This is a genomic window from Pseudomonas lutea (genome assembly GCF_000759445.1).
Taxonomy (GTDB): domain Bacteria; phylum Pseudomonadota; class Gammaproteobacteria; order Pseudomonadales; family Pseudomonadaceae; genus Aquipseudomonas; species Aquipseudomonas lutea.
Window position 1 is genome coordinate 809894 of sequence record NZ_JRMB01000001.1, and the last position, 20941, is coordinate 830834.

A 20941-nucleotide genomic window follows, 5' to 3' on the forward strand; every position below is an offset into this window, starting at 1 on the left:
CACCCAATATCAACGGAATATTGTTTGACGGATAGGCAGCAAGCGGATTGAGGGGATGACAACTTACTGATTTCGCTGCTAAAAATCTAAGTTAGATAGGGATCTACCGGTCGTCGGGGCGTTTGCGCAAATGCATTCGATCGGGGGGGAAACGTTTGCGTTGACGCTTTGAATTAAGTCGGTCCCGACGAATGGCATCAGGCTCTTTGCGTTATAAACCGGCACATTCATGTGAATGCCCGGCACGACATTCGCTGCCAAGGTTTTTTTAGCGCTCGCAATGATTTTGCGGGAACAAAAGGCTGGAAAGTACGTTGCTCAGGTCCGTTAAATACCTGCTCGCGCCGTATTTAAACGCTGTAAGGTAGTGCCCCCTACCGTACGAGGCTGTTTCGCTAGTTCAGGAAGCTCGCACTCCAGCCCCCCATTGCACCCACCGGTCCATCGTGTGGCGTGAATTCAGCAGGAGTTTGCCCATGGAACCCCTTGGATCGCGATTGAGAAAAGAACGCAAACGGTTGGGCCTGACGCAGATTGCGTTCGCCCGGATCGGCGGTGTCGAACCCAACGCGCAGAGTCACTACGAGAGCGGTCATCGTTCCCCCAAGGCGGATTATCTGCAGCGGGTGTGTGATGCGGGAGTGGACATGCATTACCTGTTCTCCGGCGGGGCGGTTCGGGCTGATCCGCAAGGCTATGAACCCCGGGAGCCATCCCGCATGGGGCGCTTGTTGGCCGGCAGCCATGGCGAAGTGCTTGTCTCGAACCGCAACGCGGTCGGCATTCTGGGGACGCTGCATCAAAGTCTGAATCACACCACGCAAGTCATCGCCGACGTTGCGACCTGTTTCGGCACGCGCCCGCCAGACAACCGCGAGGAACAGTTCGCCGCGCAGGTGAGGGATTTTCAGGAAGACTCGCGACGCTTCATCGGGCTGGCAATGATGAAGGTGCAACACAGCGTTTGACGTGGCACCCGTGTGCTCCCGGCGCACAGCGGTCTCGCGCCAGCCTGAATCGCAAGTTGCACGAAAACCTGAGGGTGTTGACGTGCCGAGACAGCGGGTGGTCAGGGGCGGGTGATGTCGCGAGGGGAATCGCGTTCGCCAGCAAGCCGGCTCCTACGGATTTTCGTGTCCGTCACGACTGCATGCTCATGCCAGCTTTTGTAGGAGCGCGCTTGCCCGCGATGCGGTGTGTCAAGCAACGATGATGCCGCTGCAGGAGTGCATTCGCCAGCAAGCCGGCTCCTACGGATTTTCGTGTCCGTCACGACTGCATGCTCATGCCAGCTTTTGTAGGAGCGCGCTTGCCCGCGATGCGGTGTGTCAGGCGACGATGATGCCGCTGGAAGAATGCATTCGCCAGCAAGCCGGCTCCTACGGATTTTCGTGTCCGTCACCACTGCATGCTCTTGCCAGCTTTTGTAGGAGCGCGCTTGCCCGCGATGCGATGTGTCAGGCAACGATGATGCCGCTGGAAAAATGCATTCGCCAGCAAGCCGGCTCCTACGGATTTTCGTGTCCGTCACCACTGCATGCTCATGCCAGCTCTTGTAGGAGCGCGCTTGCCCGCGATGCGGTGTGTCAGGCGACGATGATGCCGCTGGAAGAATGCATTCGCCAGCAAGCCGGCTCCTACGGATTTTCGTGTCCGTCACGACTGCATGCTCATGCCAGCTTTTGTAGGAGCGCGCTTGCCCGCGATGCGGTGTGTCAGGCGACGATGATGCCGCTGGAAGAATGCATTCGCCAGCAAGCCGGCTCCTACGGATTTTCGTGTCCGTCACCACTGCATGCTCATGCCAGCTTTTGTAGGAGCGCGCTTGCCCGCGATGGCGGCCTGTTAGGCGATGAAGATGCCGCTGCTTAAACGACCAGCGCCGCATCCCGTTCGGGGCCGACCCAGCTCAGCGTTTGTTCAAGGAGCATTGGCCGCGAGAACAGGTAACCCTGAACCAGCGTGCAACCGAGGCTGCGCAATGCCTGCAGTTCGGCCTCGGTCTCGACGCCCTCGCTGATGCACTGCAAACCCATGTCCTGGCTCAACGCCAGCAGCGACTTGACGATTTTGTAACTCGCCGGGTTCTGGTGGATATCGGTGACAAAGGTGCGGTCGATTTTGAGTTTGGTCAGCGGCAAGGCATGGAGCTGACTGAGGCTTGAATACCCGGTGCCGAAGTCGTCCAGCGAGATGCCGCAACCCAATTCCCGAAACGCATTGATCGCCCGTTGCGCTTGCACCAGGTCCTTGATAACCGCGGTCTCGGTGATTTCCAGGTCGAGCCGCGTGGCGTCGAAACCACTTCCACGGATGACGCCGATCAACTGCTCAACCGCCTCCATCGACGAGCAGTCGTGCGCCGACAGGTTGAATGACAGGCGCACGTCCACCGGCCATGACTGTGCGGCCTGCATGGCCTTGGCCAGCAGCGGCGGGGTCAGGCGGTTGACCAGGCCGATCCGTTCAGCCACGCCGATAAAGTGCCCGGGCGCGACGCTGCCCAGCTTTGGACTCATCCATCGGGCCAAGGCTTCGAAGGCCACGGTGCGCGAGGTGCGGATGTCGATGATCGGCTGAAACACCAGCGTGAACTCTTCCTCGACATTGGCCTGGCGCAGGCCCTGTTCGGTGAGCACATCGCGCTTGAGGCGCTGATGCTGACTGGCGGAAAACATGCACAGCTCCCCGGGCGTCTCGCGCTTGCTGCTGTACAAGGCGTAGTCGGCAAACTCATAACATTCGGTTGCGGTGCTCGCCAGGTCGGGGAACACCACCAGACCCATGGACGCGCTGATCGTCACCTGGATGTCACCGATGACGAAGGGCTGACGCATGGCCCGACACAGAGCCATGCCTTGCTTGACCAGTACGCTTTCGGCGCCGGCGTTGACCATGATCAGGCCGAATTCATCGCCGCCCAGTCGAGCCACGTGGAGCTGGTCGCTGGCGAACGCCAGCAGACGCTCGCCCACCTGACGCAGCAGTTTGTCGCCCACGCCATGGCCGTAGGAGTCGTTGATGGGCTTGAAACCGTCCAGATCAATCATGCCGATGGCAAGCCGTGAGCCGTCTTCTCGCGCCTTGACCAGCTCGCGCTCGAGCATGCTGAAAAACTGCCGCCGGTTGGGCAACCCGGTCAGGCTGTCTTCGTTGGCCAGGCGCTGATTGTCGTCGCTGAGTTTCTCGGTACGGATCTGCATGTTCACCAGCCGGGTGAACTCGCCGTAATGGTTTTGCAGCACCACGATCATCGCCAGCGAAACCAGAAAAACGTTGGCCGCCATGGCCGTGTAAGTGGCATTGCCGGCGGTGGCGAAGAACGCCACAAAGGCGATGTTGACCACCGCTGTGGTCATCATGGCGGAGGAGGGCAGATGCATCAGACAGAAGATGCAGACAATCACCGTAATTGCCATGTAGAAGGCCACGTGCGACTTGGTGTAGGTGTCGCCATAGGGAAACAGCAGCAACGACCAGATCGTGAAACCGAATGCGATAAACACGGTGAGCTGGTTGGTGCGCGTCAGCTTTTTGTGGATTTGCTCGGTGGAAATACGCTGACCGCGGCTGTGCCACCAGATGCCGGCCCGCAGCCCGCCCACCAGGGTCAGCACCAGCGGGATGTACACCGTGAGCCAAGTGGGTGCCACTGCGTAGTGGGTGGCCGCCAGGGCGAGGGTGTTGATCAGCAGGATCACGTACATCATCGGGAGTTGTCTGGACAGCGCGATGTATTGCGCTTCCAGCAGGCGGGCGTTGGTTCGCGGAACGCTGACCAGCGCTTTCAATCGTTTAAAAGGCAGGAATTTCATAAAAAGGGACCCAACGCGCGCAACTGTAAATAAAGACAACGGCACCACTTGCAGCGCTGCAAAACGTTATGACTGTGTGTGGATATCGGCTGGCGGGCGTGTTTCTGTAGCCAAGGGCGGCGTCACGTGGGGCATCAGGCAAAACGCGGCCGCCGCAACGGCCGCGCGGTCAGGCTATTTTTTTGCTTCGGTATTGGGTGCTTCCGAGCGGATCAGGAACGCCTCGGTGGTTTGCGGCAAATGCTCGAGTATCCACTTCGCCATGGCCTGCTCCTGGGGCAGGATCTTCTCGCACACCGCCTGGGTCTCGTGATCACCCGCCGCTTTGGCTGCCGCGATCAGCACGGTGTACATCGCAATCTCGACGTTTTCGAACACATAGCCGGCCATCGAGCCTTTGATCACTTCGTCGCTCATCATCGAGCCGCCGACCGCCTGGCCGAACGCCATGAGTTTGCCGCCCAGGTCTTTCAGCGTCGAAGGGCTCCCGCCAAGACGTGTCAGGCAGCCGTCGATCAGCTCCTGCTGCCCGAGGGTTTCCTTGATGTGCTGATCGATGCGGGCTTTCAGGTCAGGGTAATGCTCCAGGCGTTCGGACTGCGCCTTGAGCATCTTCTCGGCCTGCTGCTCCATTGCGTGAGCGTCGCGCAGCCAGTCGAGCAGGTTTTCTTGTGGAGTTGCCATGAGGTGTTCCTCTCGCTGTGAATGTATGGGGTTGATAGGCAGGTTCGGGCATGAGTTCCACCTCATCGAAGGCTTGAGGAATAAACGGTCGGTCGCCGATAAAAAGCCGAAAAACTGACCTTTTCAAGCGAAGCCGTGCCCAATGCAGCAGAGCCGGTACAGGGGAGCGTGAGCGAGCGAAACCGTGAGCGCGCGAACCTTCCGGCCGGACTCCCGATGCTCACTTTCCCGATGCATGTTTAAAGGACGTTGAACGATGGTAATAGCCTGTCTGGGTTGGGGCTCATTGATATGGAAGTCGGACCCGTTGCCGATGGCCAGCGAGTGGTTCATCGACGGCCCATGGTTGCCGGTCGAATTTTCGCGAATCGGCGACGGCGGTGAACTGTCCACGGCGCTGTGCCTGAATGCACCGCCCTGCCGGGTGTTGTGGGCTGTTCTGGCAACGGATTCGCTGGAGCAGGCATGCAGCGCGTTGCGCGAGCGCGAGCAGATTCCGGCCGCGCGTGAAGATGGCATCGGCGTGTTCGTAACGAGCGGTTCTGCAACGGGGCCCCTGGCCGAGTGGGCCAGCGACCGCCAGGTGGACGCCATCATCTGGACTGCGTTACCGCCGCGCCTTCACACGGAGGGAAGGCTGCCTGCCTGTGAGGATGCGCTGGCGTACTTGCAGAGCCTTGCCGGTGAAGAACTTGAGCACGCTCGCGAGTACATCTGCCAGGTTCCGACACAGATCGACACGCCGTATCGCCGTGCCATCCAGAAAAAGCTGGGGTGGAAGTAGCAGGCTGGAATCCCCTGATACCAGCCTTTACGACAGGCCCTAATGCGCCAGCATGTTGTGATGGATGCTGCTCATGATCCAGATCGACAGGCCGACCAGCAGCACGATGATGATTGCCGAAAACACCAGAGCAACCATATTCCAGCGTTGTTCGGCAGCGGTGTCCAGGTGCAGGAAGTACTTCAGGTGAACGAAAATCTGCACCACTGCCATGACGATGATGAGCCATGCGGTCGCATTGCGCGGCAGCGAGGGGTACATCGTCATCGCAAACGGCACGATGGTCAGCACGACTGACATGATAAAGCCGTTGGTGTAGGAACGTTTGCTGCCGTGGCTGCTGCCGGCGGAGCTTTTCACAGGGCTTTGGGTATACATCTCAAACCACTCCCAGCAAGTAAACGACAGTGAAGACGCAGATCCAGACCACATCGAGGAAGTGCCAGAACAGGCTCAGGCAACTCAGGCGGGTAGCGGTCGTGGTGTTGATGCCCTTGCGCTTGACTTGCCACATCAGAATTGCCATCCAGACCAGCCCGGTGGCGACGTGTGCGCCGTGAGTTCCGACCAGCGTGAAGAAGGCGGTCAGGAACCCGCTGCGGTCTGGCCCGTAGCCTTCCTGGATCAGATGATGAAACTCATTGATCTCCATGCCGATGAAGCCCAGGCCGAGCAGAAACGTCAGCCCCAGCCAGCGGATCACGTAGGTGGGTTCGTCGCGATTCATCGCCAGCATGGCGTAGCCGTAGGTGATGCTGCTGAACAACAGCAACATGGTTTCGGTGAGCACATACGGCAGTTCGAAGATGTCGACGGTAGAGGGTCCGCCCGCAACGCTGTCGCGCAGCACCGCATAGCCTGCAAACAGCGTCGCAAACAGAATGCAGTCGGTCATCAGGTAGATCCAGAAACCGAAGACCGTCAATGACCCCGCGTCCTCATGCCCATGCTCCTGGCTGTGGGCAATATCCGTATTCAGCACACTGTTTGACATGGTTAGGCCTCCGCCAGTTGTTTAAGTCTTGCCTGCTCGATGCGCGCCACTTCCTCCGCCGGGACGAAATAGTCGGTGTCCTCGTCCATGCTGCGCACCACCAGGGTCACGACCGTGGCGAGCAGGCTGACAATCACCAGCCACCAGATATGCCAGACCAGGGCGAAACTGCAAATGAAGGCAAACACGCTCATGACCAGGCCCGCCGCCGTGTTGCGCGGCATGTGGATCTGCCGGTAATCGGTGTGATTGAGGGTGCTGACGCCGCGCTCCTTGATCCCCCAGTAGGCGTCCAGATCATCCACCACCGGTTGCTCGGCGAAGTTGTAGAACGGCGGTGGCGAGGCGGTCGCCCATTCGAGCGTGCGGCCGTCCCATGGGTCGCCCGTCTTGTCGGCGTAGGCATGGCGGTTGCGCACGCTGATGAAGATCTGCAGCGCCTGGCTGGCCACGCCGCACAGAATGACCCCGACGCCGATGACCTCAACGATCAGCCAGGGACGCCATTCCGGATTGTCGAAGTGATTCAGGCGGCGCGTCATGCCCATGAAGCCGAGCACATAGGACGGCATGAACGCCAGGTAGAAGCCCACCAGCCAGCACCAGAATGCAATGCGCCCAAGCTTGTCGTTGAGCCTGAAGCCGAACATTTTCGGGAACCAGTAAGTCAGCCCGGCCATGTAACCGAACACCGCACCGCCGATGATCACGTTGTGGAAGTGAGCGATCAGGAACAGGCTGTTGTGCAGCATGAAATCCGCGCCGGGCACCGCCAGCAAGACCCCGGTCATGCCGCCGATGCTGAAGGTCACGATAAAGCCCAGAGTCCACAGCATCGGCGTTTCGAAGCGGATACGGCCTTTGTACATGGTGAACAGCCAGGTGAAGATCTTCACCCCCGTCGGCACTGCGATGATCATCGTCATGATCCCGAAGAACGCATTGACGTTGCCGCCTGCGCCCATGGTGAAGAAGTGGTGCAACCAGACGATGAACGACAGGATAGTGATCGCGATGGTCGCCCACACCAGGGAGACGTAACCAAACAGCCGTTTGCGGCTGAACGTGGCGGCGATCTCCGAAAAGATCCCGAACGCCGGCAAAATCAGGATGTACACCTCAGGGTGGCCCCAGGCCCAGATGAGGTTGACGTACATCATCGGGTTGCCACCGGCCTCGTTGGTGAACCAGTGCATGCCCAGATAGCGGTCAACCGTCAGCATGGCCAACGTCGCGGTCAGGATGGGGAAAGCGGCGAGGATCAGCACCGAGGTGCACAGCGAGGTCCAGGTGAAGATCGGCATTTTGAACAGCGTCATGCCCTGGGTGCGCATCTTGAGGATGGTGACGAAGAAGTTCACGCCGGTGAGCAGCGTGCCGATCCCTGATATCTGCAGCGACCAGATGTAGTAATCCACGCCCACCCCGGGGCTGTAGCCCAACTCCGACAAGGGTGGATAGGCCACCCAGCCGGTGCGTGCGAACTCACCGATGCCCAGCGACACGTTGACCAGCATCGCACCGACCACGAACAGCCAGAAGCTCAGCGCGTTGAGGAAGGGGAAAGCCACGTCGCGCGCGCCGATCTGCAGCGGCACCACCACGTTCATCAGGCCGACCACAAAGGGCATGGCCATGAAGAAAATCATGATCACGCCATGGGCGGTGAAGATCTGGTCGTAATGTTCGGGCGGCAAGTAGCCCGGGCTGCCGTCGGAGGCCAGCGCTTGCTGGGTGCGCATCATGATGGCGTCGGAGAAACCGCGCAGCAACATGACCAGCGCGACGATGATGTACATGCAGCCGATTTTCTTGTGGTCGACCGAGGTGAACCACTCGCGCCACAGGTAACCCCAGCTGCCCTTGAGGGTAATCCAGCCCACACCGCCAACGCCGATGATCATCACAATTGCCAGCGTGTACATCACGATGGGCTCGCTGGTTGGGATCGCTTCCCAAGTCAATTTCCCGAACATCTCAACGCTCCTTTGCCATCGTGTCTTCGGTTGTCATGGCGCCTGTCCCGGTGTCCGTCGGCTGAGCCTTGGCTTCACGGTTCTCTGCGGCTTTGCCCTTATTCATGCCTTCGTACTTGTCGACGATGGCCATGAACAGGCCCTGATCGACGTTCGAGTAGTACTCGATGCGATGGCCGATGGTGGGCTTGGCCAGCGTGTCATATGCGGTACGGTCCAGTTTCTGCGGCGAAGCTTTGACTTTGCTGACCCACGCGTCGAAGTCGGCCCGAGTGGTGGACAGGGTGCTGAAGTGCATGTCGGAAAAGCCCTGGCCGTTGTAATTGGCCGCGATGCCGCGAAACTCGCCGGTCTCGTTGGCGATCAGGTGCAGCCGGGTCTGCATGCCGGCCATGGCATAAATCTGCCCGCCGAGCGCAGGAATGAAGAACGACGTCATCGCCGCATCGGAGGTGATGGTGAAACTGACAGGCGTGTGGACGGGCAATGCCAGTTCGTTGACCGTGGCGATGCCAAGGTCCGGGTAGATGAACAGCCATTTCCAGTCCGTGGCGACCACTTGAACGTTCACCGGCGGCACATCGGAATCCAGGGGTCGGTAGGGATCCAGTGCGTGGGTTGTCACCCAGGTAACGATGCCCAGAATGATGATGATCACCAGGGGCACGCCCCACACCACTGCTTCGATTTTGTGGGAACTGGCCCAGCGCGGTTTGTAATCGGCTGACTTGTTGGTCGCCCGATAGCGGTACGCGAACAGAAACATCATGACGATCACAGGGATGACCACCAGCAACATGAGCCCGGTGGCCAAAATGATCAGATTGCGTTCGTCAATCGCGACCTGGCCTTTCGGGTTGAAGACAATCAGGTTGCAGCCCGATAACAACAAGGCCGATAAGCCGATGCACAAACAGCGCCTCACAGTTCCCATAGCGCTCAACTCCTTGCGGTTAATCCAGCGACGCGCTGTTTCGGCGTCGCCCTTAGCGGTTTGAATGCAGCTTTACGTTTCGTGTACAGGGCGGGTTATGGAGAGATCGGGTCACTTGCCGGGAAAGTCTCTTCAACCGCTTCGTCAAGTTGCGGCTCGCTGACGCCGGTTTGTTGTTCCTGACTGACCTCTTCGCAATGACACGCCGCATCAGGGCAAGGAGCACCCGCCGGGTGTTGATCGGCGCAGGCGAGACTGCAATAAGCCTCGTCATTGCGGGTAAATTTACTTTCTGGTGCGGCATCGCATGTGCACTTGGGGCACGCGCATCTTTGAGAACCAACAGGCGAAACCATAGGGTCTGTCCCCCTCGGGTAAGTGGTGGAAGCAACTAACAAGATGCCGGGAATGTGTAACAGCAATTAACGGTTTGGAATGAGGCGCTGCATGATGGTTTAACAACACCAGTGAACGGGTGACGAACGGCATAACTAACGAAACGGTAAATATTCGGGCTGACTGAACTTGGCCGTTTAAGCGACTGGCCGGAATCATTCTGCGGTGCTTTAGTCTGTTGAGTGAGTCGTTGCTTATTACCCTCTTTCCAAGGAGCAATTCCATGTTCAATCGCGGTGATGCCTATAACCACTGGACCCGGTCCCAGACACCTGACGAGTGCTACAGCGAGGCGGCAGAAAACGGTTGCCAGATAGAAGTCCGTGCGCGCGAAGGGGTCAGCGGCGTCGAGGTCCTGGTGTGCGTGTACGCAGCGGACGGCGAGCGTGTTGTGGAACGTATGGAAACGTTGTCACAGGACGAGTGGACGGTAGAGGACGCTCTGCAACGCGGCCGGGATCAGGCCGAACGGATTGCCGGAGGCGAATCCGGGCGCTTGCCATGCGCTGATACAGGGCAGCGTCAGACCGAATAGGGCTGTGAGAACGGGGAGGGCGCGACGCTCTCCTGGCAGGCCTGGTCGATCAGGCTTCCCGCTGTTGCAATGCCGGACTTTTTTAAATAGGCCAAAACTGGTGGCGTTTAGATATCAACTAACAGGCATCTCTCCGGCTAAAAATGGGCAACTAACGTTTTGGATGCTTTGTCAGTGATGCACATTACCTGCCCCCACTGGCCGTCAGCAGCCTTAGTCTAAATAACGGGACTCAATCATCCATCCATTCGAATACGTTGGCTCGCATGTTCAGGGCTTAGTTGTACTAACCGTTTGAAGGGAGTTCCGGCCGTTCGTCCCTAAATTTCAAATATGTGATGAACATTCATATTTTGCTCACGGTCACTTTTAATACACGCAGCTCGGCGCGTGTGTGGAAGCGCTTACTTGAGATATCGGGTACCGCCCCAGTTTTGTACGCGGCACGAAGCCGCCCTTGAAAGATTAAGGCCTCAATGATGGAGACTTACCATGCGGTTAGCGCCTGAACGCATGTTCCTTACCCGGTCGCAATGTCTGAGTCCCAGATTTGGAATATCGGTCATGTTGGCCTGTGTTGCACTCAGCGGCTGCGCGAGTGATGACACGCAATCCAATGTGCCCAGCCCGGGAAAACCCACCAGTGCCACCTTGGGCGTGCTGGACGCAGGTGCAGCTGTACTCCAGTCCAGGCCGCCCATTGACGCCTTGAACGCCTACCTGGACGGATTCCATTTCTACAACGGCCATCCGGACGTGCAAATGGAAGCGCATCACTACTGCTCCGTGCTCAGCGAGTCGTTTATTCAGTGCGTCATCTACGACGGCAACGTTAAGGACGCCAAGCTGATGGGCGTCGAATACATCATCAGCGCCGAGCTCTTTGCGCAGCTGCCGGCAGGTGAAAAGCGTCTTTGGCACAGCCATGCCCACGAAGTGAAATCAGGCCAGTTGGTGGCGCCGGGCATCCCCGACACCGCCGAGCATGCCTTGATGGCCAAGCTCGCCAACACCTACGGCAAGACCTGGCATACCTGGCACACCGACCAGGACAAGCAGCTGCCGCTCGGTGTCCCGCAGTTGATGATGGGCTTCACGGCTGACGGCCAGGCCGATCCCGCCATGGTCGAGCAACGTAATCGGCGCATGGGCATCAGCACTGAACAGACGCGCGCTAATCGCGCCGATATCAAGGCCCAGCCGGTCCTTCAGGGCGCGGATGCCTGGCAGCATGGGGACGCCGTGCAGCTGGCGGACCCGACCGGCCGCGAACATATCATGCAACCGCAAAAGCACTCGCCTCCGGGCACCAACAGCCGATCTGCCGCCTCCCAGACCGACTCCTAGCGTTCAGGCGTCGCCGACCGGTGAGTGAGCCGTCCACCTTCTCTGGAAACCAACAATACGAATTGACCTGTGAATGAGATCGCGATCATGCAACATACCCAACACTACCGGATCGAGTACCTGTTCCACGGCAAGCCTCGATGGTTCTACGTGTGCGCAAAGCAGATGGACAATGCAGAAGCGTGGCACTGGGCAGCCGTCGACGCCGGCGTCGCCGACATACCCAAATACCGGTGTGACAGGACCATCAAGTTGTCAAAACCCAAGGCCGAGCGGCTGGGCATAGATGCGGTGGCCTGGAAGCCGGCGTAAAGCGCCAGATCCCGTGAGTTGTTGAAAATGAGCCGGTGCCGCTGAATGAGGTAAATATTCAGTGGCACTGGCTCTCACCCAATTCCCGGCTGAAGCCGGTCCCACAGAACAGATTCCCGGCTGAAGCCGGTCCTACAGAACTACTTCCCGGCTGAAGCCGGTCCCACAGAACAGATTCCCGGCTAAAGCCGGTCCTACAGAAGCAATTCCCGGCTAAAGCCGGTCCTACAGAAGCAATTCCCGGCTGAAGCCGGTCCTACAGAAGCACTTCCCGGCTGAAGCCGGTCCTACAGAAGCACTTCTCGGCTAAAGCCGGTCCTACAGATTCGATTCTCGGAGTCCAGAACGGAGCGCTGTCCCTGTGGGACCGGCTTCAGCCGGGAAGGGGCCATGTCTGACCCCCCACCTACGGCCCCGCCCAGACGTCAGCTCACCAGTGTCGTAGCCTCTTCCTGATGCAGATGGCATTCCCAGCGCCAGGCGTCGGCCAGCATGCGGTCCAGTGAACGCCGCGCGCTCCAGCCCAGTTCATTGAGGGCCTTTTCCGGATTGGCCCAGCAGCGCGCAATATCCCCCGCGCGACGGCCCTCGAAAACCAGCGGCACCTGCACCCCCGACACCTTCTCGAACGCCCGCACCACCTCCAGCACGGAATAACCCAGGCCCGTGCCCAGGTTCCATATCTGCACGCCACGCTGGGTGCGCAGTGCATCCAGCGCCTTCACATGCCCTTCGGCCAGGTCCACCACATGTATGTAATCGCGTACCCCGGTGCCGTCGGGCGTGTCGTAATCGCGGCCGAACACGCTGAGCGCTGGACGCTGCCCGCTGGCGACCTGCAACAAGTACGGCAGCAAATTGTTCGGTGTGCTGGTGGGCGCTTCCCCCAGCAAGCCGGACTTGTGCGCGCCGATCGGATTGAAATAACGCAGCAGCCCGACCGACCAGCGTTCATCCGAGCACACCATGCTCTGCATCACGTTCTCGGCCATCAACTTGGACTGACCGTAAGGGTTGGTCGGCTGCCCGGTGGCGCAGGTTTCGTCAATGGGCATCATGGCGCAATCCCCGTAAACCGTGGCTGACGAGCTGAAGAGCAGGTTGAACACCCCGGCATGGGCCATGGCCTGGCACAACGTCACCGTGCCGCCGACATTGGTGTCGTAGTAACGCAGAGGCTCGCGGACGCTTTCGCCGACCGCCTTCAGGCCCGCGCAGTGCACGACGGCGTCGATGGGGTAGTCGGCGAATACCGGGTCCAGCAAGCCGCGATTGCGCACATCGCCCTGGATGAACCCCGGGCGACGGCCACTCAGTGCAGCGATCCGGTCGAGGGTCGAGCGGTAACTGTTACAAAGGTTATCCAGGATCAGTACGTCATCGCCCTGTTGCATCAATTCCAGCGCTACGTGTGCGCCGATGTAGCCTGCACCGCCCGTAATCAAAATCATCTGTAACCCCCGAACTGACCCCCGGCGACCTGTGGCCGGACCTCCCTTTATGGGCTTGCCGAGCTAAAGCCAGCTCGAGAAAACCCGTGTCTGTCAGGGTTATGGGGATGCAGATGACGGGGAGTTCCACCGTCTTGAACCACCGGTACGTGCTGTTCATCGGCAAAGCGTTTGCGCAGATGAACGGGGCGGTCAGGGGCGACTTCCAACTGCATGAGTCGCGCAAACAGATCACTGACTGCCGCGCGCCCTTTCGACGTTGAAGCCAAGGAAGTGATGGCCCACAACAGCCCATCCCAGAAGGAAGACGCCATGAATCTTGCCGAACAACCTGACTCTTTATCCGCCGTCGCGATTGACCACCCACTCCACTCCCACCCGCAAACCCGTCCGACGCTGCTGTGCCTTTCGCACCTGCGCTGGGGGTTCGTGTACCAACGGCCTCAGCACGTGATGTCGCGCCTGGCGCAGGACTACGACGTGATCTTCTTCGAGGAGCCGGTGTTTGACGACCACGCCACGCCGCATCTGGATCATTCGCAGCCGGCGCCGGGTATCGAAGTCGTGGTGCCGCGCCTTGCGCATGGCTTGAGCGAAGAGCAAGTGGCCGACGCGCAACGCGCATTGCTGGATGAGCTGCTGCAATCCCGGGGCGCGGGCGAGTTGCTGCTGTGGTACCTCACTCCCATGAGCCTGGCTTTCACCGATCACCTGAAGGGCGCGGTGACCATCTTTGACTGCATGGACGAACTGTCGGCCTTCCGGGGTGCGCCGCCGCGTCTGGTGGACATGGAGCGCCAGCTGATGACCCGCGCCGACGTGGTGTTCACCGGTGGCTACAGCCTGTGGGAAGCCAAACAGCGTCAGCATGACAATGCGCATCCGGTGCCGAGCAGCGTTGACATCGAACACTTCGCCGCTGCCCGCCAGGGCTTGCCGGAACCCGCTGACCAGGCGGCCATTGCGACTCCGCGGCTGGGATTCTTTGGCGTCATCGACGAGCGGTTCGACATTGATCTGGTGGCGCAACTCGCGGCCCAACGTCCGGACTGGCAAATCGTTCTGATCGGGCCGGTGGTCAAAATTGACCCGGCGACGCTGCCCAGGCTGCCCAATATTCATTACCTCGGGGGCAAGCGCTATGAAGAGCTCCCGGCGTATCTCGCTGGCTGGGACGTCGCGCTGATGCCGTTCGCAATCAACGAGTCCACGCGCTTTATCAGCCCGACCAAAACCCCGGAATACCTCGCCGGCGGTTGCCCCGTGGTGTCAACGCCGATCCATGACGTCATCCGTGGTTACGGCCAGAGCGGCGCAGTCACCATCGCCGACACCGCCAGCGCGTTCGTCGCCGCCATAGAAGCCGCGCTGGGTCAGAAGGGCTCGGCGGATTTCCTGCGCAGCGCCGATGCCGCCCTTGATGGCATGTCGTGGGATAAAACCAGCCGTTTCATGAAGGAGCAGATCGAATGCCTAAGATAACCCTGGAACAGGCCATCAGCGCCTCTTCGCGCGCGCCCCATGACGGCTACGACTACCTTATCGTCGGCGCCGGTTTCGCCGGCAGCGTGATCGCCGAACGGCTGGCGGCGGGGCTGGGCAAGAAAGTGTTGTTGATTGACCGGCGTGAGCACATTGGCGGCAATGCCTACGACCATCTGGACGATGCCGGTGTGATGGTGCACCGCTACGGCCCGCACATCTTTCATACCAACGCCCAGCGGATTGTCGACTACCTCTCGCAATTCACTGAATGGCGTCCGTACGAGCACCGCGTCCTGGCGAGAGTAGACGAGCATCTGGTGCCCATCCCGATCAACCTCACGACCCTCAACACGCTTTACGGGTTGTCGATGACGTCTGAAGAGGCCGAAGTATTTTTGGCCGAGCGTGCAGAACCGGTGTCAACGATTCGCACCTCCGAAGACGTCGTCATCAACCAGATCGGTCGCGAGCTGTACGAGAAGTTCTTCCGCGGCTATACCCGCAAGCAGTGGGGACTGGACCCGAGCGACCTGGACAAATCGGTGACCTCGCGCATTCCCACGCGAACAAACGAAGACGATCGCTACTTCACTGACACCTTCCAGATGATGCCGCGTGAGGGCTACACGCACATGTTCGAGCGCATGCTCGATCACCCGAACATCGACATCCTCCTCGACACCGATTTCAAGGCTGTGCGTGAATCGATTGCCCACCGTCACCTGATCTACTGCGGGCCGATCGACGAGTACTACGATTTCCGTTTCGGGCGCTTGCCATACCGCTCGCTGCGCTTTCAGCACGAGACGGTGCAGCAGGCCGAGTACCAGCCGGTGGCGGTGGTCAATTTCCCTGACCAGAGCGTGCCCTATACACGCATCACCGAATACAAGCACCTGACCGGACAGACCCACCCGCTGACCAGCATCAGCTACGAGTTTCCCTGTGACGACGGCGACCCGTATTACCCGGTGCCGCGCCCGGAGAACGCCGAGCTGTACAAGCGTTACAAGGCTCTGGCTGACGAGACGGCAAATGTCACGTTCCTTGGACGTCTGGGCACCTACAAGTACTACAACATGGACCAGGTGGTCGGTCAGGCGCTGGCCCTGTATCAGCGCATCGAAGACGGCCATGCGGTTACGCCCGAGGCCGCCGGAGCAACGGCGTCATGACGGTACAGCGCCGCTGGGACGGCAGTCATGGCGCTGGCGACAATGGCGCGCTGTTCAAGAGCTTCCTCATGGCCGGCTATGAGTGCTCGACCCAGCGCCGCAGGGATGGCAAGCGCCTGGACTTGTCGGCGTCAACCGGTCATGCGCAGTGGGCTGACAACGACTATGCGCAGCTGACCGGGCTGGGCATTCGTTGCGCCCGGGACGGGCTGCGCTGGCACCTGATCGAGACGAGCCCCGGCCACTATGACTGGAGTAGCTTCCTGCCGATGTTGCGGGCTGCTCGACGTCAAGGCATCCAGGTCATCTGGGACCTGTGTCATTACGGTTATCCCGACGATGTCGATATCTGGCGGCCCGGCTTCGTTGACCGCTTCGCGCGCTTCGCCGGGGCGGCTGCGCGCTTGATGCGAGAGGAGGGCGAGGACGTGCCGTTTTACTCGCCCATCAACGAGATGTCTTTCTGGAGCTGGGCGGGTGGCGATGTCGGCTACTTCAATCCTGCGGCGCATGGCCGCGGACTGGAACTCAAGCACCAGTTGGTGAGGGCCAGCATCGCCGCCATCGAAGCCGTGCGCGATGTCGTGCCGGCGGCGCGCTTCGTCCAGTGCGATCCGCTGATCAACGTGGTCTCCGGTTCCCGGCGTGCCGAGGACCAGGAGGCCGCCGAGCGGTATCGCCTGGCGCAGTTCGAGGCCTGGGACATGCTGGCCGGGCGGCAGTGGCCGGGGCTGGGCGGTGACGAGAAGTACCTGGACATCCTCGGCGCCAACTTCTACCCGCACAACCAATGGATGTTCAACGGCGGCATGATCCCGCGGGGCAGCGCCGAGTATCGACCGCTGGCGGGAATGCTCAAGGAGTTGCACCAGCGCTACCAACGCCCGGTGTTGCTGTCTGAAACCGGCTGCGAGGATGAGGAGCGTGTGCCGTGGTTCAAATACGTCGTTGATCAGGTGCTTCTGGCAATTGATCGAGGCGTGCCCATGGAGGGCGTCTGCTGGTATCCGTTTCTGGACTACCCCGGCTGGGACGACGGCCGCTACTGCCCGACCGGCTTGTTCGGTTATCCCGATGGTGAAGGCAAACGCGCCGCGTTTCATCCCCTGCACTTGCAGGCGCAAGCGCTGCAGCAGCGGTTGATGGCTCAGGCACAGCGTGATATCCGCCCGGAGCCTGCGGGAGTGGCCGATGAAAAATGACCGATGGCGCGAGTGTCCTCTGCCGTTGACGCCTATAGCGTTTTTGTGGCGCTACGTGCGTGTGCGCCCGTGGCATTTTTCGACCATGCTGTTCCTGGTCATCGGGGCTGCCGGCTGTGCGGTTGCGGTGCAATACGGGATGAAACTGCTGGTGGACGCCATGGCCGCCGGCAGGGAACACGTCGCCCATGTCTGGGGCCCGTTCACCCTGTTCCTGGCGCTGATCGTGACCGAGAACGTGTTCTGGCGGTTGGGCGGCTGGCTGGGCTGCCGCACCGTGGTGGGCAGTTGCGCAGATTTGCGCATCGACCTGTTCACCCACCTGACCGGTCACCCGATGCGTTACTTCACCCAGCATTTCGCTGGGGCGCTGGCCAATCGCGTGTCGTCAGCCGGCGCGGCGGCGGGTTCCATCTACGGAGGGCTGGCGTGGAAGATCATTCCGCCCTGCGTGGACTTCATCGGCGCGGTGATCGTGCTGTGTACGGTGCGGCTGTCCATGGCCCTGGCGCTGATTGTCTGCGTGCTGCTGGTCGCTGCGCTGATCACCGTGATCGGCATTCGCGGGCGTACACGGCACATCGATTTCGCCTCGCAGTCTGCGCGGGTGGGGGGGGAAATCGTCGATCTGGTGTCCAACGTCTGGACCATCAAGGCGTTCTCGGGACGCGACCGCGAGCGCGCACGGCTGGAGCGGGAGATCGGCGTCGAGGCGCGCGCCCAGCGGCGCAGCTGGATTTACCTGGAGAAAGCCCGCGTGCTGCATGACATCTGCCTGTCGGTGATGGCGGGCGGCATGCTGGGCTGGGCGATATTGCTGTGGCTCGATGCGCAGGTCACGCCCGGCGACGTGGTGATGGTCAGCGCGCTGACGTTTCGCATCCTGCACGGCTCGCGTGACCTGGCCCTCGCGTTGGTAGATACCTCTCAGCAGATGGGTGTGATTGCCGAGACCCTGAACATCATCGCCCAGCCCCATGCCCTCAGCGACACCCGCGAAGAGCTGGCACCGCCGCTGGGCCACATCCAGCTGGTGGACGTCGGTTACCGTTACCCTGGCGGCGTGCAGGTGTTCAAGCATCTGCGGGTGGACATCCCGGCCGGGCAGAGCGTGGGCATCGTCGGCGCGTCGGGCTCCGGCAAATCGACGCTGATCAGCCTGCTGCAGCGTCTGGACGACGTCAGCAGCGGCGCAATCCTCATCGACGGGCGCGACATTCGTTCGGTCAGCCAGGACAGCCTGCGTCGGCAGATTGCCGTGGTGCCCCAAGAGCCTGCCTTGTCCAACCGCAGCATTCTGGAAAACATCGGCTACGGCTCGCCCCACGCCACGGAGGAGCAAATCATCGGTGCGGCGCGGCAAGCCTATTGCGACGAGTTCATCCGCGCGCTGCCCGAAGGCTATCGGACCCAGGTGGGCGAGCGCGGGGTGATGCTGTCGGGCGGTCAGCGCCAGCGACTGGGGCTTGCCCGTGCGTTCCTGAAAGATGCGCCGATCCTGATTCTCGACGAAGCCACTTCGGCGCTGGACTCCGATTCCGAGGCCATCATCCAGAGGGCACTGACGGATTTGATGCGCGGCCGCACGGTGCTGGCAGTGGCGCATCGGCTGTCGACCGTCTCGAATTTCGACCGCGTTCTGGTGCTGGACGCAGGGCGTTTGATTCAGGACGGCGCTCCGCGTGAGCTGCGCGAGGTCCCCGGTCAATTCCGCACGCTGTGGCAGCTACAAAGCATGAGCGTGCACAGCTGAACAGCTCTGCGCGCTCGCGATGCCTTTCATCCGCTGGCTCGCGCGTCGTCGCAACCTGACGCGGCGAGCAGAATCCACAGAGCGTTACCCAAAGGAAAAATCTCAACGATTCTCAGGAGTTTGAACAATGTCTGCCGAATCCGTTTTGGACTACTTGCGCGACCATTCCCTGATGCTGGCCACGGCCGAATCCTGCACCGCCGGGATGATCATGTCGTTGCTGGCCAAAGTGCCGGGCAGCGGTTCGCTGATCGAATGTGGCTACGTGGTCTATTCCCCGGAAGCCAAGCAGCGCCTGCTCAGCGTCAGCCCGGACACCATCGAGCGTTACAACCTGACCAGCGTGGAGGTGGCCGAAGAAATGGCCGCCGGTGCGTTGCATGACAGCCCGGCGACCGTCGCCGTGGCCACCACGGGCGTGTGCGGGCCCGACGACATGGACGGGATCCCGGCAGGTACGGTGTGCTTCGCCTGGGGCTTCGTTCACCAGGAACGGCTGCGTATTTTCACCCATTGTCATGTCTTCTCCGGCGACCGCGAGTCGGTGCAGCAGCAGGCCGCCGTCTATGCTTTGGAACAGGTTCCGGTGTTTCATCGACAGTTGGTGGAAACACGGCACTGAGCCGGACCGTTCATCGCACCGTGAAGCGTTAGGGACAAACCTTCGTCAGCACCATTGAGTCATCCATTAAGGATCCTCAATCGGAAAAGACTGCGATGCGAACATCTCCTCTTCTTGTTCTGCTGGCCGTGCCTGCGGCGCTCCTGCTTCTCTCCGGGTGCGCCACACAAAGCCTGAATGAAAGCGAACGCAACCGGCTGGTGGGCAAGACGTTCGTCGTCACCGGCGCGTCCAGCGGTATCGGCCGAGGCGTCGCGTTGCAACTGGGCCGCAGCGGGGCCAACGTGGTGCTGGCTGCGCGCCGCACCAAGGCCCTTGAAAGCCTGGCCCGGGAGATCGTCGTTGCGGGCGGTACGCCCCTCGTCGTGACCACCGACATCTCCAGAACCGAAGAGATGCAGCATTTGCTCAATGCCACGCTTGAGCGATTTGGCCGCATCGATGGCTGGATCAACAACGCCGCGGTCATGGCGACCGGGCGCTTCGAAGACATTCCCCTGGAGGACCATCAGCGGCTGCTCGACGTCAATCTCAAGGGCACGCTGACCGGCAGCCACCTGGCGATGCGGCAGTTCCGCAAACAGGGCGAGGGCGTGCTGATCAATGTCGCTTCCATCGACAGCGAAGTGCCGCACACCTATCAGGCCTCCTACTCAGCTTCCAAGGCCGGCGTGCTGAGTCTGGGTCGTGTGCTGAACCAGGAACTGCGTTTGAACAAGGAGCGCGACATCCATGTCGTGACTGTGATGCCGTGGGCGATCGACACGCCCATTTGGGACCACGCCGCCAATTACACCGGCCATCAGCCGCAGATGCCCACCATGGACGGGCCGGAGAAGCCGGTAAACGCCATCGTCCGCGCCACGTTGTACCCACGGCGGGAAATCACGGTGGGCTACAAGGCCAAGCTGGCGTACTGGAGCCATCGCCTGACCCCCGAAATCAGTGACCTTTTCTCGCGCCACGCCGTGCAGAAAGGCCAGGTCGACATGAACCCGCAGGTGCCACCGACCTCCGGCAACCTGCATACCCCGCTGGAGACCGGGCAAGGGGTTTCCGGCGGTATTCGCGAGCGGATGCGTGAGCAAAGTGAACACAGTGAGCAACCGCAAGCGCAGCCAGGCGCTGCGCGATAACCCATGCACTTGAGAGGGCGAGACCATGATCGACGATGCGAAAATCCGTGAACGTGCCTACGAGCTTTGGGAGCTTGACGGGCGACCAGAAGGTGCCGAATACAGCCACTGGCTGCAGGCGCGCGAACAGCTTGAATCAGAAGCCCGCCAGCCTGCGGCGGCCAATACGCTCGATTCGGTTGGCGGCAGCGCCGAGAGCGGGATCCCCGAGCTGCCGGTGGACCAAGGCACTCACGCGGAGCAGTGAGGCCGTAGGGTGCGCCGTGTCTCGCGGCGCACCCGGTTGAATTTTTCCGGCCAGCGGCGATCTTTCGATGCAGAGCAGCGCAGCGGCGTTGCT

21 protein-coding genes are annotated in these 20941 nt (G+C 60.7%); 13 read left to right on the forward strand and 8 right to left on the reverse strand.

All coding sequences use genetic code 11. The features are described from left to right. Positions 1-476: 476 nt before the first annotated feature. Both LT42_RS26435 and LT42_RS25610 read left to right on the forward strand, forming a co-directional pair. Entirely contained in the window at positions 477-968 is a 492-nt protein-coding gene (locus LT42_RS26435) for a helix-turn-helix domain-containing protein (RefSeq protein WP_052075022.1), read from the forward strand. 244 nt (positions 969-1212) lie between these two features. Then, positions 1213-1872, forward strand: coding sequence for a hypothetical protein (locus LT42_RS25610; RefSeq protein ID WP_152597580.1), 660 nt, complete (start codon positions 1213-1215; stop codon positions 1870-1872). Here the strand turns inward: LT42_RS25610 and LT42_RS03375 are convergent. Both LT42_RS03375 and LT42_RS03380 read right to left on the reverse strand, forming a co-directional pair. Continuing rightward, positions 1869-3815: a putative bifunctional diguanylate cyclase/phosphodiesterase gene (locus LT42_RS03375; protein WP_037009953.1), complete on the reverse strand. Its 1947-nt coding sequence runs from the start codon at positions 3813-3815 to the stop codon at positions 1869-1871. The two genes, LT42_RS25610 and LT42_RS03375, sit on opposite strands and share 4 nt — an antisense overlap. A gap of 174 nt (positions 3816-3989) precedes the next feature. After that, positions 3990-4499 carry a ferritin-like domain-containing protein gene (locus LT42_RS03380; protein ID WP_037009954.1) on the reverse strand — a complete coding sequence of 170 codons (510 nt, stop codon included), beginning with the start codon at positions 4497-4499 and terminating at the stop codon, positions 3990-3992. A gap of 256 nt (positions 4500-4755) precedes the next feature. Between LT42_RS03380 and LT42_RS03385 the strand changes: the two genes are divergently transcribed. Then, a complete protein-coding gene (locus LT42_RS03385; protein ID WP_037009956.1) occupies positions 4756-5283 on the forward strand; it encodes an aldo-keto reductase family protein in 528 nt (175 codons plus the stop codon). 39 nt (positions 5284-5322) lie between these two features. Here LT42_RS03385 and cyoD read toward each other — a convergent pair whose 3' ends face one another. The 5 genes from cyoD to LT42_RS25125 all read right to left on the reverse strand — a co-directional run bounded on the left by cyoD (position 5323) and on the right by LT42_RS25125 (position 9543). Continuing rightward, the gene (gene cyoD, locus LT42_RS03390; RefSeq protein ID WP_052075024.1) at positions 5323-5661 is read right to left on the reverse strand and encodes a cytochrome o ubiquinol oxidase subunit IV; all 339 of its coding nucleotides are present in this window, start codon (positions 5659-5661) and stop codon (positions 5323-5325) included. A gap of 1 nt (position 5662) precedes the next feature. Beyond that, on the reverse strand, positions 5663-6277 hold the full coding sequence (gene cyoC / locus LT42_RS03395) for a cytochrome o ubiquinol oxidase subunit III (RefSeq protein WP_037009958.1): 615 nt from the start codon (positions 6275-6277) through the stop codon (positions 5663-5665). Positions 6278-6279: 2 nt separating this feature from the next. Then, the gene (gene cyoB / locus LT42_RS03400) at positions 6280-8253 is read right to left on the reverse strand and encodes a cytochrome o ubiquinol oxidase subunit I (protein ID WP_037009959.1); all 1974 of its coding nucleotides are present in this window, start codon (positions 8251-8253) and stop codon (positions 6280-6282) included. Between the two features lies 1 nt (position 8254). Further along, a complete protein-coding gene (cyoA, locus tag LT42_RS03405) occupies positions 8255-9187 on the reverse strand; it encodes a ubiquinol oxidase subunit II (RefSeq protein ID WP_052075026.1) in 933 nt (310 codons plus the stop codon). A gap of 95 nt (positions 9188-9282) precedes the next feature. Beyond that, the gene (locus LT42_RS25125) at positions 9283-9543 is read right to left on the reverse strand and encodes a metallothionein (protein WP_081955299.1); all 261 of its coding nucleotides are present in this window, start codon (positions 9541-9543) and stop codon (positions 9283-9285) included. A gap of 263 nt (positions 9544-9806) precedes the next feature. Here LT42_RS25125 and LT42_RS03410 point away from each other — a divergent pair, with 263 nt between their 5' ends. From LT42_RS03410 to LT42_RS03420, 3 genes are all read left to right on the forward strand, one after another. Beyond that, positions 9807-10118 carry a hypothetical protein gene (locus LT42_RS03410; protein ID WP_037009963.1) on the forward strand — a complete coding sequence of 104 codons (312 nt, stop codon included), beginning with the start codon at positions 9807-9809 and terminating at the stop codon, positions 10116-10118. Between the two features lie 564 nt (positions 10119-10682). After that, positions 10683-11465, forward strand: coding sequence for an OBAP family protein (locus LT42_RS03415; protein WP_052075029.1), 783 nt, complete (start codon positions 10683-10685; stop codon positions 11463-11465). A gap of 87 nt (positions 11466-11552) precedes the next feature. After that, positions 11553-11777 (forward strand): DUF6555 family protein, encoded by a 225-nt coding sequence (locus LT42_RS03420; RefSeq protein WP_037009964.1) that lies wholly within the window; start codon positions 11553-11555, stop codon positions 11775-11777. Positions 11778-12202: 425 nt separating this feature from the next. Here LT42_RS03420 and galE read toward each other — a convergent pair whose 3' ends face one another. Continuing rightward, on the reverse strand, positions 12203-13228 hold the full coding sequence (galE, locus tag LT42_RS03425) for a UDP-glucose 4-epimerase GalE (protein WP_037009966.1): 1026 nt from the start codon (positions 13226-13228) through the stop codon (positions 12203-12205). 312 nt (positions 13229-13540) lie between these two features. On the opposite strand from galE, the gene LT42_RS03430 reads away from it, so the two are divergent. The 7 genes from LT42_RS03430 to LT42_RS03460 all read left to right on the forward strand — a co-directional run bounded on the left by LT42_RS03430 (position 13541) and on the right by LT42_RS03460 (position 20848). Continuing rightward, entirely contained in the window at positions 13541-14710 is a 1170-nt protein-coding gene (locus LT42_RS03430; protein WP_037009968.1) for a glycosyltransferase family 1 protein, read from the forward strand. Beyond that, the gene (gene glf / locus LT42_RS03435; RefSeq protein WP_037009970.1) at positions 14698-15888 is read left to right on the forward strand and encodes a UDP-galactopyranose mutase; all 1191 of its coding nucleotides are present in this window, start codon (positions 14698-14700) and stop codon (positions 15886-15888) included. Before LT42_RS03430 ends, glf begins: the two co-directional genes overlap by 13 nt. After that, positions 15885-17090: a glycoside hydrolase family 1 protein gene (locus tag LT42_RS03440; protein WP_052075031.1), complete on the forward strand. Its 1206-nt coding sequence runs from the start codon at positions 15885-15887 to the stop codon at positions 17088-17090. Before glf ends, LT42_RS03440 begins: the two co-directional genes overlap by 4 nt. Beyond that, entirely contained in the window at positions 17080-18843 is a 1764-nt protein-coding gene (locus LT42_RS03445) for an ABC transporter ATP-binding protein (RefSeq protein ID WP_037009973.1), read from the forward strand. The genes LT42_RS03440 and LT42_RS03445 overlap by 11 nt, the downstream gene beginning before the upstream one ends. Before the next feature lie 127 nt (positions 18844-18970). Beyond that, positions 18971-19465 (forward strand): CinA family protein, encoded by a 495-nt coding sequence (locus LT42_RS03450; RefSeq protein ID WP_037009975.1) that lies wholly within the window; start codon positions 18971-18973, stop codon positions 19463-19465. A 95-nt stretch (positions 19466-19560) separates the two neighbouring features. Next, positions 19561-20601 carry an SDR family NAD(P)-dependent oxidoreductase gene (locus tag LT42_RS03455; RefSeq protein WP_037009977.1) on the forward strand — a complete coding sequence of 347 codons (1041 nt, stop codon included), beginning with the start codon at positions 19561-19563 and terminating at the stop codon, positions 20599-20601. Between the two features lie 25 nt (positions 20602-20626). Continuing rightward, complete coding sequence (locus LT42_RS03460) at positions 20627-20848, forward strand: DUF2934 domain-containing protein (protein WP_037009979.1); 222 nt, start codon at positions 20627-20629, stop codon at positions 20846-20848. The last annotated feature ends 93 nt before the right edge of the window (positions 20849-20941 follow it).

Excerpts from the sequence above, each read along its gene's own strand:
- LT42_RS25125 (WP_081955299.1), bottom strand. The coding sequence starts at position 9,543 with ATGGTTTCGCCTGTTGGTTCTCAAAGATGCGCGTGCCCCAAGTGCACA.
- LT42_RS03375 (WP_037009953.1), bottom strand. The coding sequence starts at position 3,815 with ATGAAATTCCTGCCTTTTAAACGATTGAAAGCGCTGGTCAGCGTTCCG.
- LT42_RS03445 (WP_037009973.1), top strand. The coding sequence starts at position 17,080 with ATGAAAAATGACCGATGGCGCGAGTGTCCTCTGCCGTTGACGCCTATA.
- LT42_RS03440 (WP_052075031.1), top strand. The coding sequence starts at position 15,885 with ATGACGGTACAGCGCCGCTGGGACGGCAGTCATGGCGCTGGCGACAAT.
- cyoC (WP_037009958.1), bottom strand. The coding sequence starts at position 6,277 with ATGTCAAACAGTGTGCTGAATACGGATATTGCCCACAGCCAGGAGCAT.
- LT42_RS03450 (WP_037009975.1), top strand. The coding sequence starts at position 18,971 with ATGTCTGCCGAATCCGTTTTGGACTACTTGCGCGACCATTCCCTGATG.
- LT42_RS03455 (WP_037009977.1), top strand. The coding sequence starts at position 19,561 with ATGCGAACATCTCCTCTTCTTGTTCTGCTGGCCGTGCCTGCGGCGCTC.
- galE (WP_037009966.1), bottom strand. The coding sequence starts at position 13,228 with ATGATTTTGATTACGGGCGGTGCAGGCTACATCGGCGCACACGTAGCG.
- cyoB (WP_037009959.1), bottom strand. The coding sequence starts at position 8,253 with ATGTTCGGGAAATTGACTTGGGAAGCGATCCCAACCAGCGAGCCCATC.
- LT42_RS03430 (WP_037009968.1), top strand. The coding sequence starts at position 13,541 with ATGAATCTTGCCGAACAACCTGACTCTTTATCCGCCGTCGCGATTGAC.
- LT42_RS03415 (WP_052075029.1), top strand. The coding sequence starts at position 10,683 with ATGTTGGCCTGTGTTGCACTCAGCGGCTGCGCGAGTGATGACACGCAA.
- cyoA (WP_052075026.1), bottom strand. The coding sequence starts at position 9,187 with ATGGGAACTGTGAGGCGCTGTTTGTGCATCGGCTTATCGGCCTTGTTG.
- glf (WP_037009970.1), top strand. The coding sequence starts at position 14,698 with ATGCCTAAGATAACCCTGGAACAGGCCATCAGCGCCTCTTCGCGCGCG.
- LT42_RS26435 (WP_052075022.1), top strand. The coding sequence starts at position 477 with ATGGAACCCCTTGGATCGCGATTGAGAAAAGAACGCAAACGGTTGGGC.
- LT42_RS03380 (WP_037009954.1), bottom strand. The coding sequence starts at position 4,499 with ATGGCAACTCCACAAGAAAACCTGCTCGACTGGCTGCGCGACGCTCAC.
- LT42_RS25610 (WP_152597580.1), top strand. The coding sequence starts at position 1,213 with ATGCCGCTGCAGGAGTGCATTCGCCAGCAAGCCGGCTCCTACGGATTT.
- LT42_RS03460 (WP_037009979.1), top strand. The coding sequence starts at position 20,627 with ATGATCGACGATGCGAAAATCCGTGAACGTGCCTACGAGCTTTGGGAG.
- LT42_RS03410 (WP_037009963.1), top strand. The coding sequence starts at position 9,807 with ATGTTCAATCGCGGTGATGCCTATAACCACTGGACCCGGTCCCAGACA.
- LT42_RS03385 (WP_037009956.1), top strand. The coding sequence starts at position 4,756 with ATGGTAATAGCCTGTCTGGGTTGGGGCTCATTGATATGGAAGTCGGAC.
- LT42_RS03420 (WP_037009964.1), top strand. The coding sequence starts at position 11,553 with ATGCAACATACCCAACACTACCGGATCGAGTACCTGTTCCACGGCAAG.
- cyoD (WP_052075024.1), bottom strand. The coding sequence starts at position 5,661 with ATGTATACCCAAAGCCCTGTGAAAAGCTCCGCCGGCAGCAGCCACGGC.